Origin of the sequence: Streptomyces sp. MBT65, from assembly GCF_016612545.1 — a bacterium.
Classification (GTDB): Bacteria; Actinomycetota; Actinomycetes; order Streptomycetales; family Streptomycetaceae; genus Streptomyces.
The window spans coordinates 1-16,124 of record NZ_JAENRY010000040.1; the positions used below are offsets into that span (position 1 = coordinate 1).

Sequence of the window (16,124 nt, forward strand, 5' to 3'; positions counted from 1 at the left end):
CGCGGACACGTCGATGGCCATCCGTCGGCCGGGCCCACGCAGACAGCGCGCGATGGCCGTACGCATCTGAGGGACGGACTCCAGATCGGCCTCGCCCCGCAACGCGACCGCCGGGCGGATCCAGCGTCCACGCCGCTCGGCGACCTCGAAGGGAACCACCGTCACGCACCTCGGCTCATCGGACCGGCTCATACGGAACTGGCAACACCAGGGGCTTGGGCGCGCTTGAAGGCTACTCCTGGCACGCCATCCGGGGCAGGGCGCGTCTACGCCCCGACCCGCGCATCGCGTGACCTCGCGGCATGGGCAAGCGGGTCGGGGGTATCCGCACCATCGATGACAGGTACACGCGAATGGAGACCCTGGTGCTCTTGGCTCACCCCGCGGTGTTGAAGGACCTGGTCGAGCGGTACGAGACCCTGTGCGCACGTCATACCGAGAACGGCGGCGCCACCGCACGGCGACAAATGGACGATGTCGCCTACACGCTCTGCGTGTCCACCGGCACCCGGACCGTCGAGGACGCCCTCGACGCCGCCCGCCGCCGCCTGCACGGCACCCGCTCGCAAGGCGACGCCGTGCTCACCGGCGGCTGACCTCTCGTTCGCACGCCTCCGCTCACTCCTTGTCGGCGAAGACGCCGGAGTCCAGGTGCGCGAGGAGGTCGGCGGCGTCGCGGTAGACGGCGCGGGCACCGGCGGCCTCCAGGTCCGCGCGGGGGATCCCGCCGGACAGGACCGCCACCGGGACCACTCCGTCCCGTACGGCGGCCTTCATGTCCCAGACGGTGTCGCCCACGAACACGGCCTGATCGCTGGGCACACCGGCGAGTTCCCTGGCCTGTCGGACGGGGTCGGGGGCGGGTTTGCCGTCGGCCACGTCGTCCGCGCTGGCCGCCCCGAGGATGACGTCGTCCGCGTCGATGGCCCGCCGTAGCGCGGCCAGTTCGGCGCCGCTCGCCGAGGTCGCCAGGACGATCGTCCAGCCCCGCCCGGCGAGCGCGCGCAGCAGGTCTCCCGCAGCGGCCAGCGCCGGCAGCCGCTCGAAGTACGTGGCGTAGAGGGCGTGATGGGCCGCAACGATTTGCTCGTCCTCGTCGGGGTCGCGGTCGCCGTCGCCGTCGCCGTCGCCGAGGATGTGGTCAAGCAGGTCGCCGCCACTGAGGCCCACAGCCCGGTGGATCTCCCGCATGGGGACCTGGTGGCCCGTCTGCCGGAACGCCTCCCACCAGGTGACGACGTGCAGGTGGTTGGTGTCGACGAGTGTCCCGTCGACATCGAAGATCGCGGCGCGTTCCGTGCTCATCGCGCGCTCACAGTGCTCGGAGGGCGGGCAGCAGTTTCTGCTCGGCCCATTCCAGGTACGGCTCCTGGTGGTCGCCGCCGATCTGGACCAGGGCGACCTCGGTGAACCCGGCGTCGGCGTAAGGGCGTACGGCCTCGACGACCGCGTCCACGTCGTCGCCGCAGGGGATGGACTCGGCGACGTCCTCGGGCCGTACGAACTGGGTGGCACCCGCGAACGAGGCAGGTCCGGGGAGTTCGGAGTTGACCGGCCAGCCGCCGCCGAACCAGCGGAACTGGTCGTGGGCGCGGGCGATCGCCGCGTCACGGTCGCTGTCGTAGCAGATGGGCAGTTGGCCAACCTTGGGCTTACCCGATCCGCCGTGGGCCTCGAACGCGGTGATCAGTTCCGGCCGGGGTTCCGTCGCGATCAGCAAGTCGGCCAGTCGGCCCGCGAGTTGGCAGGAGCGGTCGCCGGAGACGGCGACACCGATCTGCGGGGGCGCGTCGGGCAGATCCCACAACTTGGCGTTCTCCACGTCGAAATGGGCGCCGTGGTGGTTGACGTTCTCCCCCGCGAGGAGCGAGCGGATGATCTCCACGGCCTCCTCCAGCCGCTCCAGACGGACATGCGCGGCGGGCCAACCACCGCCCACCACATGCTCGTTGAGGTTTTCCCCCGAGCCCAGGCCGAGGCGGAACCGTCCCTGGGAGAGGAGTTGCACCGTGGCGGCCTTCTGGGCGACGACCGCCGGGTGGTAGCGGGTCGTCGGGCACGTCACGTACGTCATCAAGGGAATGCGTTCGGTGGCCTGCGCGGCGGCACCGAGCACGCTCCACGCGTAGGAGGCGTGGCCCTGGGACTCCAGCCAGGGGAAGTAGTGGTCGGACGTGACCGAGAAGTCGAAGCCGGCGCGCTCGGCGGCGACCACATGGCGGACGAGTTCTCGCGGACCTGCCTGCTCGGTCATCATCGTGTAGCCGATCTGCACCATGCCGCTCGTCTCCTCGTGGGTCGGAGTCTCGTGGGTCGAGGTGTCGTGAGGACGGTTCCCCGTCCTGTCACCGCTTCGTCGTGAGCCGCAGGTCGACCTCCTTCTCCTGGTCTCCCGACGCCGCGCCCCAGTGGTCCACCGCGAACGCCGTGCTCAGGGCTTCGAACAGCTGGTCCACGGTGACGTAATCGCCCTGGAGCGTGGCGGAAACCGAGCCCTCCAAGGAGGTCGGATCAGTCGGAATCCGCTCCGGCGTCGGCTCGAACTCCGCGCTCCACACGGCGGAGTTGTCGCCCGGTTGCTCCTGGGGCACGTCGTCCGCGGAACGGTCGGTGGGGAACGCCGTCCGCAGGACGCCGAAGACCGTGGCGGCGTCCTCCTTGGTCGCTCCGGTGAGAGACACGGTGGCCATCAGGCTCACTCTCCTCGAACTTGAATACAGCGGGACGTGGATGATCGGACGCACCGTTCACGGGTGGCGGCGCCACATGGCCGGGCGGACCCCGCCCGGTTCCCCCGGCGCGGAGGTCAACCCGTCGATTCATCGGGCACGGGGTGCCCTGGACGTGTGCTGCCGGAATGCGTGGCGCCTTTCCGCCCGGTGCCGGCCTCGTCCGTGTCGGGGATCCTCGGATCGGAAACCTCCCGATCGCGCCCCTCCGGCTCGCGCTGTTCGTCGGCGCCGGCCTGCTGATCAGGCGGGTCCCTGGGGATCGGCTTGGGTTTCGGCCCCCCTCTGTCGGCGGGGGCTTCCGGGCGGCGCTCGCTCACGGTGTTCTCGCTTCCTCGCGAAGGGTCGGTGGGTGTCAGGCGCGGGTACCCCGAAGGCCGACGAAGATGCGGACTCCGGCGCTCCGGCCCCTGGGGTGCGGGACCGGGCACGGCGAAGGGCGGGCACCGGCAGAACGCCGGTGCCCGCCCCTGTGTGCCGCGGCGAGGCGGTCAGGCTCGGCGGTCTCCGTAGTAGCCGCCGACCTGCTCGTGGTAGCCGGCGTCACCGATGTGCTTGTCCTTGTCGAACTCGGGGGAGTTCTTGATCTCTTCCTTGGTACGGCCGACATGGACGGTCCGCTCGGCGACGTCGATGGTCGAGACGACACCGGCAGGGAGCAGAACCTGCTTGCCGAAGATCCACACTCCGGTGTCGACGACGATGTACGCGGCCCCGACGTCCTCGGAGTGCTTGTCGACCTTGCCGATCGAGCCGTCGCTCGCCTCGACCTTGAATCCGGTCAGATCCGTCCCCGTCTGGTGGCCCGACTCGGCCTGGTAACCCCACATGTTGTCCGTCATACAAAAACCTCCCCTTGCAGTACGTGAAATACCGAGGAAGCCCGTCCGGAAATTCGGTGGGCGACCCTCGGCAAGTCGAGTGCCCACCGTTTTCCGTCTCACACGACCACCCACCACAAAATATGGATCGAGAATCCTGCGTCACCCAAAAATCAGCGCGATAAGAAGTACAAGAATCAACACAACCATGCGCCGATTCCCCTTTTCCGAAAGGCCGCGGTGCCTCCTGTGCCGTATGACATGCGGGCCTTCTCAGCCAGGTCGACGCGGCCGGTCCGCATGACTCGGCGCGTGCGGGTTACTCGGGGATCGTGCTGAGAACCGGAATCGTCGCGGTGGTCGTGGGTGCCGCACTGGCAGTGGTCGGTGTGGCCGTCGTGGTGTCCCCCTGGTGGTGGACGGCGGCGGTGCCGCTGGCCGTGCTCGGTGCGATCGGTGTGTGGGACCTGATCCAGCGACGGCACTCGGTGCTGCGCAACTACCCGGTGATCGGACACGCCCGCTTCCTGCTGGAGCGCATCCGTCCCGAGCTCCAGCAGTACTTCGTCGAGCGGAACTTCGACGGCCGACCCTTCGACCGGGACATCCGCAGCATCGTCTACGAACGCGCGAAGGGCACCGCAGCCGAGGAGCCTTTCGGGACCGAGCGTGACGTGTACCAGGCGGGATACGAGTACCTGGTGCCCTCGATGGCACCGCACCCGGTGCCCGAACACCCGCCCCGCGTACGGATCGGCGGCCCCGACTGCACCCGGCCGTACGACATGGCCCTGCTGAACGTCTCCGCGATGAGCTTCGGCTCACTCTCCGCCAACGCCGTCCTGGCGCTCAACCGGGGTGCCGCGGCCGGGGGTTTCGCGCACGACACCGGTGAGGGCGGGCTCTCGGAGTACCACCTGCGCCCCGGTGGTGACCTGGTGTGGGAGATCGGCACCGGCTACTTCGGCTGCCGGACGGGCGACGGAGCGTTCGACGCCGGGGAGTTCGCCGAGAAGGCGTCCGGCGAGAGCGTGAAATGCGTGTCGCTGAAGCTGTCGCAGGGCGCCAAGCCCGGGATCGGCGGGGTGCTGCCCGGGGCCAAGGTGAACGCCGAGATCGCCAAGGTGCGGGACGTCCCCCAGGGGAGGACGGTCATCTCACCGCCGTACCACAGCGTGTTCTCCACACCCCGTGAACTCGTCCGATTCATCGCGCGGATGCGGGAGTTGTCCGGCGGCAAGCCGGCCGGCTTCAAGCTGTGCGTGGGGTCGCGGCGGCAGTTCCTCGCGGTGTGCAAGGCGATGATCGAGGAGGGCACCGCGCCGGACTTCATCATCGTCGACGGCGCGGAGGGCGGCACCGGTGCCGCACCGCTCGAATTCGCCGACCACATCGGCACACCGCTCACCGAGGGCCTGATGACCGTGCACAACGCGCTGGTCGGCGCGGGCCTGCGGGACCGGATCAGGATCGGCGCCAGCGGGAAGATCGCTACCGGGGCGGACCTCGTCAAACGACTGGCCCAGGGCGCGGACTACGGCAACGCGGCCCGCGCCATGATGTTCGCGGTCGGCTGCATCCAGGCCCAGCGCTGCCACACCAACACCTGCCCCGTCGGCGTCACCACCCAGGACCCGCGCCGGGCCCGCGCGCTGGACGTCGGCGACAAGGCCGAGCGGGTGCGCCGCCTCCAGGAGGCCACCGTCGGCAGCGCCCTCCAGATCATGGCGTCCATGGGCGTCACCGACCCCACACAGCTCCGCCCGCACATGCTGCGCCGACGCGTCGACCCGCAGACCGTGCGCTCCTACGACGACCTGTACGAGTGGCTCTCCCCCGGACAGCTGCTGGTCGAGCCGCCTGCCGACTGGGCCGCCGACTGGAAGGCCGCCGACCCCGACCACTTCACCGTCTGACCGACCGTCGACCCGCTTCTGACCTGGAGGAACCCGTGGCACGAACCGTCGCCCGCGTCATCGTGGACGCCCTGAGCGAACTCGGCGTCCGCCAGGTGTTCGGCGTCGTGGGAGACGCGCTCAACCCCCTCACCGACGCCATCCGCACCACCGACGACGTCGAGTGGGTCGGCTGCCGCCACGAGGAGGCGGCAGCCTTCGCCGCGAGCGCCCAGTCCCAGCTCACCGACCGCCTCGGGGTGTGCATGGGCACGGTGGGTCCCGGTTCCGTCCACCTCCTCAACGGTCTCTACGACGCGGCCAAGAGCCGTACGCCCGTGTTGGCCATCGCCGGCCAGGTCCCCCTGTCCGAGCTGGGCAGCGACGCCTTCCAGGAGATCGACAACGACCTGCTCTTCCGTGACGTGGCGGTCTTCCGCGCCACCATCACCGACCCCGACCAACTGCCGCAGCTCCTGGAGACGGCGGTGCGCAACGCCCTGGGCCACAAGGGCGTCGCGGTCCTCACCGTGCCCGGCGACATCGGCGACCGCGAACTGCACCACGACCGCCCGGCCCGCTTCTCCCTCACCACACCCACCACCCGCCCCGAGGCGTCCGCCGTACGACAGGCCGCCGAGCTCCTCTCCCAGGCGGACCGGATCACCCTGCTGGTCGGACAGGGCGCCCGCGCCGCCCGCGAGGACGTTCTCGCGCTCGCCGACCGCCTCGCGGCCCCGATGGTGCTGACGCTGAAAGCCAAGGAAGGCTTCGAGGGCGACAACCCCTTCCAGGTCGGCCAGACCGGACTGATCGGCAACCCAGCGGCGGCCGGAGCCATGCACTCCGCGGACACCCTGCTCCTGCTGGGCACCGACTTCCCCTACCGCGACTGGTATCCCGAGGGCCGCAAGGTCATCCAGGTCGACACCGAACCCGCCCACATCGGGCGCCGTGTCCCGGTGGACATCGGACTCGTCGGCGATGTCGGCGCCACCGTGCGCGACCTGCTCGACGAGTTGGGCGGCGCACGCGACCGTGGACACCTGGAGCAGGCCCGGAAGCAGTTTCTGAACTGGCGCGAGGGCCAGGCACGTCTGGCCGACCCCGCGCACGACAAGAGCCTGGTCGGCAAGGTCCGCTCCGCACTGGACAACCGCGAGCACGGCATCCGCCCGGAAGCACTGGCCGCCGCCGTCGACCGCAGCGCCACGGACGACGCGATCTTCACCTCGGACACCGGAATGGCCACCGTCTGGCTCTCACGGTTCGTCGAGCTGCGCGGGACGCGTCGGCTGCTGGGCTCCTACAACCTGGGCTCCATGGCCAACGCGATGCCGCAGGCACTCGGCGCGCAGTACCTCGACCGGGACCGCCAGGTCGTCGCCTTCTGCGGCGACGGCGGCCTGAGCATGCTCCTCGGTGACCTCATGACCCTCAAGTCCTACCAACTGCCGGTGAAACTCGTCGTCTTCGACAACCGCCGCCTGGGCATGGTGAAGCTGGAACAGGAACAAGCCGGTCTCCCCGAGTTCGGAACCGTCCTGGACAACCCCGACTTCGCCGCCGTCGCCACCGCCATCGGCCTCACCGGCATCCGCGTCACCGACCCCGCCGACCTCGACGACGCCGTACACCGGGCCTTCGACACCCCCGGCCCCGTCCTCCTCGACGTCCTCACCAACCCGGACGAGATCGCCGTCCCCGCCAAACCCACCGTCGAACAGGGCTGGGGCTTCGCCGTCGCCAAAATGAAGGAACTACTGCGCAGCCACGACGACGAAAGCAGCCATTGACCGCCGCCGGACGCGACCATGCCCGCCCAGAGATCCGGGGCGGGCTGTGGTCATGGCTGACCGTGCGGTACAAGAGGAACAGGTCAGCGGCGACGCAGCATCATGACGACAACGACGATGACAATGATGAGGACGACAGTACCCAGACCGATGTACACGAGTTTCTCATTCCTTCGGGGAACAGCACCCATCGGTGCGGCAGAGACCCGAGTACCCCCGTCCCATCAATTCACCCCATGCAGGTGAATAAAGTCGGTCACGGGTCCGCTTCGTCCAATAAAAAAACTGGAACCATAAACACGCCGAATTAGCAATCACGGTGTCGGAGCAGCGGTGAGGCGCCGTTGCCCGGGTACACGGACACAGGATCGAACGGTGGCGACGGCGGCAGGAGAAGGCCGGCTGGTCGCCGTCCACGGCGGTTCACGACCTCGGGCGAGCACGAACGGACGCCGAACGTCACAGGACCTGCCGCCACACCGACGAAGGACAGGTGAACACCCATGACCGCAGAGGGTCCCCCGCACGCCGACAGCGGAGCACAGGAACCGATCGGCGACCTGGTCCAGCGTGCCTCGCATCAGTTGTCACAGCTCGTCCGCGACGAAATGCGCCTGGCACAGGCGGAGATGGTCGAGAAGGGCAAGCGGTTCGGCAAGGGCGGCGGCCTGCTCGGCGGCGCCGGACTGGTGGGTGTTCTCACGCTGCAGGCACTGGTGGCCACCGTGATCGCCGCGCTCGCGCTCGTCATGGACGTGTGGGCGGCAGCGCTGATCGTCACCGCCGTCCTGGCCGCCGTCACCGCCCTGATGGCAGTTCTCGGCAAGCGGCAGATCAGTGAGGCAGCCCCGCCGACACCGGAACAGACCATCGACAGCGTCAAGGCCGACGTAGCCGAAATCAAGGAGAAGGCACACCGATGACCCAGGACAAGCCGTACACGGGCGATGAGACAGCACCCTCCACGGAGGAACTGCGCTCGCAGGTCGAGGCGACCCGCGAGGAACTCGGCGAGACCGTCGAGGCGCTCGCGGCCAAGGCCGATGTCAAGGCCCGCGCCCAGGAGAAGACGCACGCCGTCAAGCAACAGGTCGAGGAGACGACGGCGCAGGCCGAGGCCCAACTGCGGGACAAGGCGTCAGAAGTGATCCACGTGATACAGGACAGAACCCCGGAGCCGGTGCGAGCCAAGGCCGCAGCGGCCACGGAACAGGTCCGCGACCAGGCAGCTCACGCCGGTCAGCTCGCCTGGGAGAACACCCCGGAGTCGGCACGCGAAAAGGCCGCCCAGGGTCTGCGAGCGGCACAAGCCAACCGCGCCCCGCTGCTCGCCGCGGCCGGCGCACTCATCGCGCTGCTGCTCATCCGCCGCTCCAGGAAGCACCGATGAAATCAAGCAAGATCGCTTACAAACCGCTCGGAATGGCCATGGGCGCCCTGAGCGGCATGCTGGCCGGTGCAGCGTTCAAGCAAGTCTGGAAACGACTCGGCCGCGACGACGACACCCCCAACGCCACCGACGAACACCGCACCTGGCCCGAGGTCCTGTCGGCGGCTGCCCTGCAAGGAGCGATCTTCGCCGGCGTCAAAGCCGCCGTCGACCGCGGCGGCGCCACTGCCATCCGCCGACTGACCGGCACCTGGCCCGGCTGACAACTCCCCTCGGCGCCCCCGGAGCCCGCAGCTGGGCGGACGCCGACGGGCAGTCAGCTTCCAGACGGAGGACACCTTCCGCCTCTTCCCTTCGCGATGCCCAACTTGCGGTTGACGGGCCTCTCCCGTCTTCGAACAACCTGGCAGAGAACCGGAAGCCGACGAAAGACGTCGACAAACGCCTACCGGCCCAGACATGCTTCTGCGCGTGCTCCTGCAACGGCGTCCTTGCGGTCAACGCCGACTTCCCAAGATCAGCTATCCGTCGGCCGCCAAGAGGGGTCCTACACGCCTCCGAATCAACGGCGTGCCCATAGCCTGCCCATAAGACCGGTGAACCACGGTCAACAACGGTGCGATTCCGTGCCGCCTAGCGCCACACAAGAACACATACGCCCAGTTCAGAAGCTACCCGCCTCCCCAAGCGCCGTCGCTTCCCAAGCTGAGAGTGCGAGTTCGATTCTCGTCACCCGCTCTCCTCGAAGCCCCAGGTCAGCAGCCTGGGGCTCTTTCATGGCGGGCTCTCAGTCGCATTTTCCGGCGCACAAGGCACCCGAAGATTGGGCACGCGGAGGGCACGAGCGCTTGCCGAGTGCCACCAACTCGCCACTCCCACTGCCGGAACACGCCGCTGACCTGCCGTTTCATGACACTCACCGCAGCGGTCACCGATGAGAGCCCTCAGCCTGCCGCCCCCTGCGGACCAACTGGCGCTTTCCTGCACTGTGAAGGGGACAGCAGTCTCAGGCTTGCCATGTAAGACAGATCGTCTTACATTGGTTTCATGGCTGACACCATCACGATCCGCAGCGACTCGGAGACCGAGCACGCTCTGGACGTTCTCACCCATGACGGCAGTTCACGCTCGGCAGCCATCCGCCAAGCCGTGCTCGAAGCCGCCCTACGCAAAGAGCGGGCCGCCGCGATGCGTCGCGCCGTCCTGCGTATGCCGCTTGGTGAACCGGACGGCATCGACATCGCCGCGGAAATCGCCCACAGTCGCGAGGACGAGCGCTGATGATCTATCTCGACTCGGCCGCCGTCGTGAAACTCGTCCACGCCGAGTCCGAGTCGCAGGCTTTGCGCGACTGGCTCGACGAACGAGCCGAGACCGGATGGACGAGTTCGGTTCTGGTGGAGATCGAGTCGTCGCGGGCCCTTGGGCGCTACGCCCCGGAGGCTGTCGCCCGGCTCCACCCGGTCCTCGACCTGATCGAGTTGGTGGAGCTGGATGCCGGCATTCGCATCTTGGCCCAGACCGTCAAACCTGTGACCGTACGGAGTCTGGACGCCATCCACCTGGCAACGGCTCTCCGTATCCGCTCCCAGCTGACCTCCTTCGTCACGTACGACAAACGACTGGCCGATGCTGCTCAAGCAGCCGGACTGACCGTCGACATGCCCAACTGGGACATCTCTTCACCGTCAGGGCCCGGCAGAGGCTCCCGGCCTATGGATACCTGAGGCGTCGCCCGAGCAAAGCGTCAGGCCACCGCTCAGCAAGCCTTCGGTGGAACACACGTCGACGTCCCGCTGAAGGCGCCCGCATCGACCTCGCTTCAACCGCGTGCCCCATCCGTGCCCTTCAGGGCGGACGACAACGGCCACCAAAGGTGCGATCCCGACCCGCCCACGGGGCCTGACCTCACGTTTCCACAGGTCAGTACAGTAGTCGGCGAGCAAGCTCCGTCGCTTCCCAAGCTAAGAGTGCGAGTTCGATTCTCGTCACCCGCTCCGTGCGAAACCCCCGGGTCGATCACCCGGGGGTTCTTTGCTGTCCAGTCCAATGTGCGGTTTCCGCGCCCCCCGCGTGCCCCGAGTGCAGGTGGTCCCCCACGAGTCGACCCCGCTCGCGTCCCATCTGGCGTCCATCCTCCGCCCGGCGACGTCGTCCTCGTGAAGGCGTCCCGCGGCGGACAGCTTTGGCAGATCGCCCAAGCGCTCACCGGACAGCCCGTCACCGGCCTGTGAGCAGCCGTCGGACCATCACTTGTCGAGCAGCCATGGGCGCGATCAAACGGAGCAGCCGACCTCCGCGATGAGTTCCGGGCTGTCCCTCGTGAGAACCGAAGCGGCGCTTTCGCGGGTCAGCGCATCGCCCTACGCGAACACACCACCATTTCCTGCGCCGCCGACCGCTACACACTCCAAGTCGACTTCAGCGTAATCGCGAGGTCATGGCTACTGACTAAATAAACTCGCCGAATTGAAGCGGGCCGAATTCGGTCTGCGGGTATCGCCGCTTCCCTTATGGGACGAAGGGCTCCCGCAAGCCGAATACTTGCGGGAGCCCTTCTGCCCTCGGAGTGCGCGCGGAGCGCGGCCTGCGGTAGCGAGTCCCTCCCCGTCCTGCGTGGTCGTGGGGGCATCGCGTGTGCCGGTACGACGGCGAAGCAAGCCCATGGCACAGCCGCCGCCAGAAGCCCCGCGCCGATCAAACAGGCGCCCTGCTACTGGGACGGATCAGTGCACGGAGTTGGCGGCGGCGACGATGGCGCGGTCGACCGCTCCCGGGCTGATCGAAGGAACGTCGTGTCCCGAGCGGGTGTAGGTGATGTGGGCGCCCACCCGGTTGGCCTGGAACTTCTGGGCGGCCGTCGGCACAGCGTGGTCCTCCGTCGAGATGACCGCCCACTTCGGCGTCTTCGCCGGCGGATTCACCGTGGCCTTGTCGGTGAAGGCCGAAAGGGCGACCGGCTCCTGAGTCACCGAGGCGACGCTGATGGCCGACTTCGACAGCCCGTTGCCGTACACGGTCCCGAACTTGTCCGCCTTGAGGTACACGTCGGTGTCACCGCCGGGCAGCGGAACGGTGCGGAAGTTCTCCGAAACGAGCTGCGACCCGGGGAACTGTCCGATCAGTGAGCCGGCGGCTTCTCCCGCCTTGGGGATGAGAGCCGCCACGTAGACGAGGGCCTTGACGTTCGACGTCGTCGCGGCGACCTGGCTGACGACCTCTCCCGCGTAGGAGTGGCCGACCAGCACCACGGGACCCTTGACGGTCTTGACCTGCGCCTCGACATAGGCGCTGTCGAAGGCCAGGCCGCGCAGCGGGGTGTCGATCGCGAGGACCGGGTAGCCCTGCTGCCGCAGGTAGCCGATCTCGCTGCTCCAGCTGGAGGAGTCGGCGAACGCCCCGTGGACCAGGACCACCGTCGGCTTCGCGCGGTGCGCCGTCTGCGAGGCGACGGCGTGATCGTTCGCCCTGGTCGTGACGGCGCTCGCGTTCGTCACGGCAAGCGAGGCTACGACCGCGCCACTCACCAGCCCGGCAGCCACCAGCGTTTTGATTCGAACGGTGGACTTCATTTGTTGTTATTCCTCTCGAAGTTGTCCAGCCGAATCGGCAGAGGAAGCGCCATGGTCCGCATGAACACGGAAACCTTTTCTCTTGCGGCCTGCGGCGCTTCGCCAAATCAACTATGGCGGTCGCTTCGACGGAACGCTAATGCCAATCCCGCTCCCGTCCATGTCGATCCGGCATGAGCCGGCGAACGACATTTCCAGCACCGAATTCCTGACGTTTTAAGTGCGCGGAAATACAGAGAATGAGGCACTGCGACGGGTACGAACGGGCACGGTCGCCACAGGACTGCGGTCGTCCCGGTGACCGGCCGACGATCATGTGAAGCCTGTGACGTCAGCACGCCGACAGCTGATGTCACAGGGTTCGAACCCCTGCCGTTCATCCATGACTTGGAGCCTCAGTGCACTACGGACTCATCGCTCCGAGCGCGCTCGCCACCGCCCCACAGCAACGGTGGATACGACGTCTCCCATTACGACCTGCGGCTGAAGTACCAGTCGGCACGGACGAGTTGGCGGGGACTCCCAGGACGGGGTTGGACCAGGGCGCGGACATCACCGTCGTAGTGCGCTACAGCGAGACACCCGCGTCGAAGCACGCATACGGATTCACCGCCTGGCTGCACACGGCGGACGGCGCGGTCACGGCCAACGAGCCGGAGTCGGCGTGGTGATGGTTCCCCATCCGTACGACGCGCTCGGCGGCCATGTGCCGGACGTGCCCACCGGTTTCGCGCTGGAGACCCGGACCCGGCCCTTCTACAGCCCCCCGAGGGGGGCCGCAGAAGCACACCTACAGCAACGCGTCGGTCGTGGACCTTCCAGCGGTACGCCAAGAAGGTGTCCCGCAGGGAGCTGGGCGCGCTGTTCGACACATGGCTCTTCAAGCTGGCCAAGCCGGCGGTGCCCGCCGCGGTCGGCAGGTCTTCCCTTCCGGTTCGGCCCAAGTCGTGGAAGCAGATCGAGGCGACGAACGAGGTGCACGAGCACTGAGCGGTGGGCAGCCCTCGTCTTCCCCCGTCACCATCTCGGCCCTGTTCGGCTGAGCGGCGGACCGCCGGGCCGGCCACAACGGTCACGGCACACCCCGTTCTCGGGCGCCGTCATGTGTACATCCAGATAGGACAAGTAGTGCGCATACACAAGCTGGGCTCTGCCCTGGTCGGAGTCGTCGCCATGCTGGCGCTGACCACCGGATCACCTGCTTCCGAAGCAGCCGCTCCCGCCCAGCCGGACTCCGGCTCACCCGCGCCCGGTGCCCTGCACAGCGAGCACGTGGTCCCCGGCAAGACGGGGTCGGCGGTTCGGAAGGAACTGCCTGCCGAGGTCTCCCGGCGGTTCTACGAGCTCAACTTCGCCGGGCACGTCGGCTCGGTCGGCGTCGCCGAGGACGCGCCGAACGCCGCGGATGCCACCACGAGCGCCCTGTCCTCCTGGACGGGGAAGTTCCACGCCTCCTGGGGCGTCTCCCCGACCAGCGGAACCATGCACGGAGCGCAGGCCACGCACAGCGTGAACCTCTCGGCCCCGGTCACCGGCGACGACACGGTCTACGCGCCGACCCTGGACCCGAGTTACGCAAGCTGCATCGAGATGACCACGATCTACTTCCGCAGCTCGATCTGGGTCGGCGCGTGGGACTGGTGTGCGGCAGCCCCGGGCTGGGCGAAGACCACGGTCGCCGACTCCGCCTTCCTGGACACCTACACCAAGAAGGTGAACGGCCGGCCGTCGTACTCGGTCCAGGACATCCAGACCAATGCGACGACCAACGAGTGGACCTCGTACCTCTACAACTACGACACGCACGCCTGGGAGCCCTTCTTCCAGAGCGCGAACACCAGCAAGCTCGGCAGTTCCGGCGGCGGCTGGGACATGATGGAGGTCTACACGAACTACGACCCCACGACCGGTGAGGGCCAGTACTGCGCGGAGACCAAGGGCGCGGCGTACCAGACCACGGGACTCCAGTACCAGTCCTCCTACGGCGGCGGCTGGACGGCAGCCACAGCGGCCAACTCGACCGTGCCGACCACCGTGAAGTCGTCCGACCTCGGTTGCTCGGATCTGTCCTACGCGGTGCTGACGGCGAACAGCGGGTTCTCCTTGACCAACGAGAAGAACCCGACGGGCCCCATCAGCAACTCCGCCGGGATGTGTGTGGACAACCGCTCGGGGAACACCACGAACGGCAACCCGATCCAGCTGTATTGGTGCAACGACACGAACTCGCAGCAGTGGACGCTGAACCTCAACGGCACGCTGACGGTGGAGAACAAGTGCATGGCCGTCAAGGGCGGAGGCACGGCCGACGGCACCGCCGTGGAGCTGGACGACTGCGACGGCTCCGGCGGCGGGACCTGGCAGACGCGCGCCGACGGCACGATCTACAACCCGCAGTCCGGCAAGTGCCTTGATGCCACCGCGAATTACACCACCGCCGGCACGCAGCTCCAGATCGCGAGCTGCACCGGTGCCGTCAACCAGAGGTGGAACCTGCCCACCTGACACTGCGTCGAGGCGGCCTGCCGAAGCGTGCTCACGCACCCGGTAGGCCGCCCTGTGGTGGGATCCCTCGAAGTCTCCGGTGGGGGCCGGACCTGCTCGGACAAGAGCGCGCGAGGGCCCATGGCACCGGACGCGACGATGTTCCCGCCTCCCGTCCGTCTCTTCCGCCGCCCCCTGCCCTCCAGGCGTCCAGAAGCGCGGCCCGGACCGCCTCCTCCGACTCCTCCGGTTCCGTGTCTTCGCCGGAAGTCGCCGCTCGCTCGTCCATGTTTCGTCTCTCCGTCGGTCTGTTCGCCTCGGTCGGCAGTGGGCGGTCCGGGCTGTCGCATCGAGCTCCGGGTCCGTAGGAGCCGTTCAGTCGTCACTTCAGTGCCTGCCGCGCTTCGCCGGCCCAGGCGTTTCCCGGGTCTTTTCGACGACGCCCATGAACGTCGTGCGCCCCCATTGGGTCGTGCAGTCGACCGACAGTCCACGCCGTGCGAGGCGCTCGTCGAGCCGTACGATCCTGCCGTGCAGCGCTCGGCGGCTCATCGGTTCCCCGGCGGTACCGAGCAGCAGGCACAGGTCGTGGCAGCACCAGGGCCGCGAGGCGGAACAGAGGACCTCGAACAGCACCTGCTGGGAGTGCTGTTGGAGGCCGACCTCACGGAACGCTGGCGAATCCTCGGCTTGCCGCTGCCGCGTGGGTCTCATGTCCAGCCATCGCCGCTCCGCGGTGATTCTGCTCGCGAGTTCCCTGGGCGGCGAGTCGCGGAGGAGGACGTTGGCGGCGCCCGCCAGGAGAAGCCCTACGGAATCCGTGTGATCGGGTACGAGCACGACCACGGATGAGATGTTGCTGAGCGCGCGCACACGTTGCTCAAGACCGTCGCTCCACTGCGCCCCGGGTACGTCCAGGACGGCGAGGCGAGTGCCGGCCTCGTGCAGCAGCGCGCCGTAAGCCCGCTCGGAGCCCCAGTTATGAGTCCGGGCGGGCAGCACATGCTGACTGCGCAGGGCGCGGAGCAAGGACGCCGTCCGCTCGCGCTGAAGCGTGAGCACGGTGCTCACCGGATAGGTGACTTCCTCCTCTTCTATGAGGCCGATGGGACCGTGGCCGATGCTGAGGTCGGTCATGTTCGACGTTCGCCCTCCGGGGTTGCGGAGCCTGGACCTGGGCTGGAGGCGTTGGCGAAGGCCGGCCCTCTCGGACGTCAGCGGGTCGGCGGGCGACAGAGGCGGACCCGCCCCGCCCGCCGATTCTCGGTCAGGCTCCGCCGATATCGCCGATACCGACTCGGGCCGTTCTGATGCCGGATCGGCATGTGCCCAGCTCCCCGACACGCCATTCGCACAACTGCCGTGCCGCAGTGTCTGTTCGGCCCCTGTCGAGGTCCTGTTGGTACCCGATGCGCCACGGCAGCCGTGAACACGTCA

15 protein-coding genes and 1 pseudogene are annotated in these 16,124 nt (G+C 68.0%); 10 read left to right on the forward strand and 6 right to left on the reverse strand.

Annotation, left to right across the window (positions count from 1 at the left end; translation table 11 throughout):
* The first annotated feature begins 365 nt into the window (after positions 1–365).
* On the forward strand, positions 366–596 hold the full coding sequence (locus JHN63_RS11960; protein ID WP_200679545.1) for a DUF5133 domain-containing protein: 231 nt from the start codon (positions 366–368) through the stop codon (positions 594–596).
* 22 nt (positions 597–618) lie between these two features.
* Here JHN63_RS11960 and JHN63_RS11965 read toward each other — a convergent pair whose 3' ends face one another.
* The 4 genes from JHN63_RS11965 to JHN63_RS11980 form a co-directional block, all read right to left on the reverse strand.
* Positions 619–1,305, reverse strand: coding sequence for an HAD family hydrolase (locus JHN63_RS11965; RefSeq protein WP_200679547.1), 687 nt, complete (start codon positions 1,303–1,305; stop codon positions 619–621).
* A 7-nt stretch (positions 1,306–1,312) separates the two neighbouring features.
* Positions 1,313–2,278, reverse strand: coding sequence for an LLM class F420-dependent oxidoreductase (locus tag JHN63_RS11970; protein ID WP_200679548.1), 966 nt, complete (start codon positions 2,276–2,278; stop codon positions 1,313–1,315).
* 67 nt (positions 2,279–2,345) lie between these two features.
* On the reverse strand, positions 2,346–2,690 hold the full coding sequence (locus JHN63_RS11975) for a hypothetical protein (protein ID WP_200679549.1): 345 nt from the start codon (positions 2,688–2,690) through the stop codon (positions 2,346–2,348).
* Between the two features lie 530 nt (positions 2,691–3,220).
* On the reverse strand, positions 3,221–3,571 hold the full coding sequence (locus tag JHN63_RS11980; protein WP_200679550.1) for a PRC-barrel domain containing protein: 351 nt from the start codon (positions 3,569–3,571) through the stop codon (positions 3,221–3,223).
* Between the two features lie 311 nt (positions 3,572–3,882).
* On the opposite strand from JHN63_RS11980, the gene JHN63_RS11985 reads away from it, so the two are divergent.
* From JHN63_RS11985 to JHN63_RS12015, 7 genes are all read left to right on the forward strand, one after another.
* Positions 3,883–5,466, forward strand: a complete 1,584-nt coding sequence (locus tag JHN63_RS11985) for an FMN-binding glutamate synthase family protein (protein ID WP_200679551.1) — start codon at positions 3,883–3,885, stop codon at positions 5,464–5,466.
* 35 nt (positions 5,467–5,501) lie between these two features.
* The gene (locus JHN63_RS11990; RefSeq protein WP_200679552.1) at positions 5,502–7,241 is read left to right on the forward strand and encodes a thiamine pyrophosphate-dependent enzyme; all 1,740 of its coding nucleotides are present in this window, start codon (positions 5,502–5,504) and stop codon (positions 7,239–7,241) included.
* Positions 7,242–7,744: 503 nt separating this feature from the next.
* The gene (locus tag JHN63_RS11995) at positions 7,745–8,164 is read left to right on the forward strand and encodes a phage holin family protein (protein WP_200679553.1); all 420 of its coding nucleotides are present in this window, start codon (positions 7,745–7,747) and stop codon (positions 8,162–8,164) included.
* Positions 8,161–8,631 carry a DUF3618 domain-containing protein gene (locus JHN63_RS12000; protein WP_200679554.1) on the forward strand — a complete coding sequence of 157 codons (471 nt, stop codon included), beginning with the start codon at positions 8,161–8,163 and terminating at the stop codon, positions 8,629–8,631. The genes JHN63_RS11995 and JHN63_RS12000 overlap by 4 nt, the downstream gene beginning before the upstream one ends.
* The gene (locus JHN63_RS12005) at positions 8,628–8,894 is read left to right on the forward strand and encodes a DUF4235 domain-containing protein (RefSeq protein ID WP_200679555.1); all 267 of its coding nucleotides are present in this window, start codon (positions 8,628–8,630) and stop codon (positions 8,892–8,894) included. The genes JHN63_RS12000 and JHN63_RS12005 overlap by 4 nt, the downstream gene beginning before the upstream one ends.
* Positions 8,895–9,678: 784 nt before the next feature.
* Complete coding sequence (locus tag JHN63_RS12010) at positions 9,679–9,912, forward strand: hypothetical protein (RefSeq protein WP_019070418.1); 234 nt, start codon at positions 9,679–9,681, stop codon at positions 9,910–9,912.
* Positions 9,912–10,358: a type II toxin-antitoxin system VapC family toxin gene (locus JHN63_RS12015; RefSeq protein WP_200679557.1), complete on the forward strand. Its 447-nt coding sequence runs from the start codon at positions 9,912–9,914 to the stop codon at positions 10,356–10,358. The genes JHN63_RS12010 and JHN63_RS12015 overlap by 1 nt, the downstream gene beginning before the upstream one ends.
* Positions 10,359–11,357: 999 nt before the next feature.
* Here JHN63_RS12015 and JHN63_RS12020 read toward each other — a convergent pair.
* A complete protein-coding gene (locus JHN63_RS12020; protein WP_158697196.1) occupies positions 11,358–12,128 on the reverse strand; it encodes an alpha/beta fold hydrolase in 771 nt (256 codons plus the stop codon).
* A 510-nt stretch (positions 12,129–12,638) separates the two neighbouring features.
* Between JHN63_RS12020 and JHN63_RS52580 the strand changes: the two are divergent.
* A pseudogene (locus JHN63_RS52580) lies at positions 12,639–13,193 on the forward strand (hypothetical protein); the annotation flags it as partial.
* A 138-nt stretch (positions 13,194–13,331) separates the two neighbouring features.
* A complete protein-coding gene (locus JHN63_RS54240; RefSeq protein WP_200679560.1) occupies positions 13,332–14,708 on the forward strand; it encodes an RICIN domain-containing protein in 1,377 nt (458 codons plus the stop codon).
* A 366-nt stretch (positions 14,709–15,074) separates the two neighbouring features.
* On the opposite strand, the gene JHN63_RS12040 is transcribed toward JHN63_RS54240, so the two are convergent.
* Entirely contained in the window at positions 15,075–15,824 is a 750-nt protein-coding gene (locus JHN63_RS12040; RefSeq protein WP_200679561.1) for a hypothetical protein, read from the reverse strand.
* Positions 15,825–16,124: the final 300 nt, after the last annotated feature.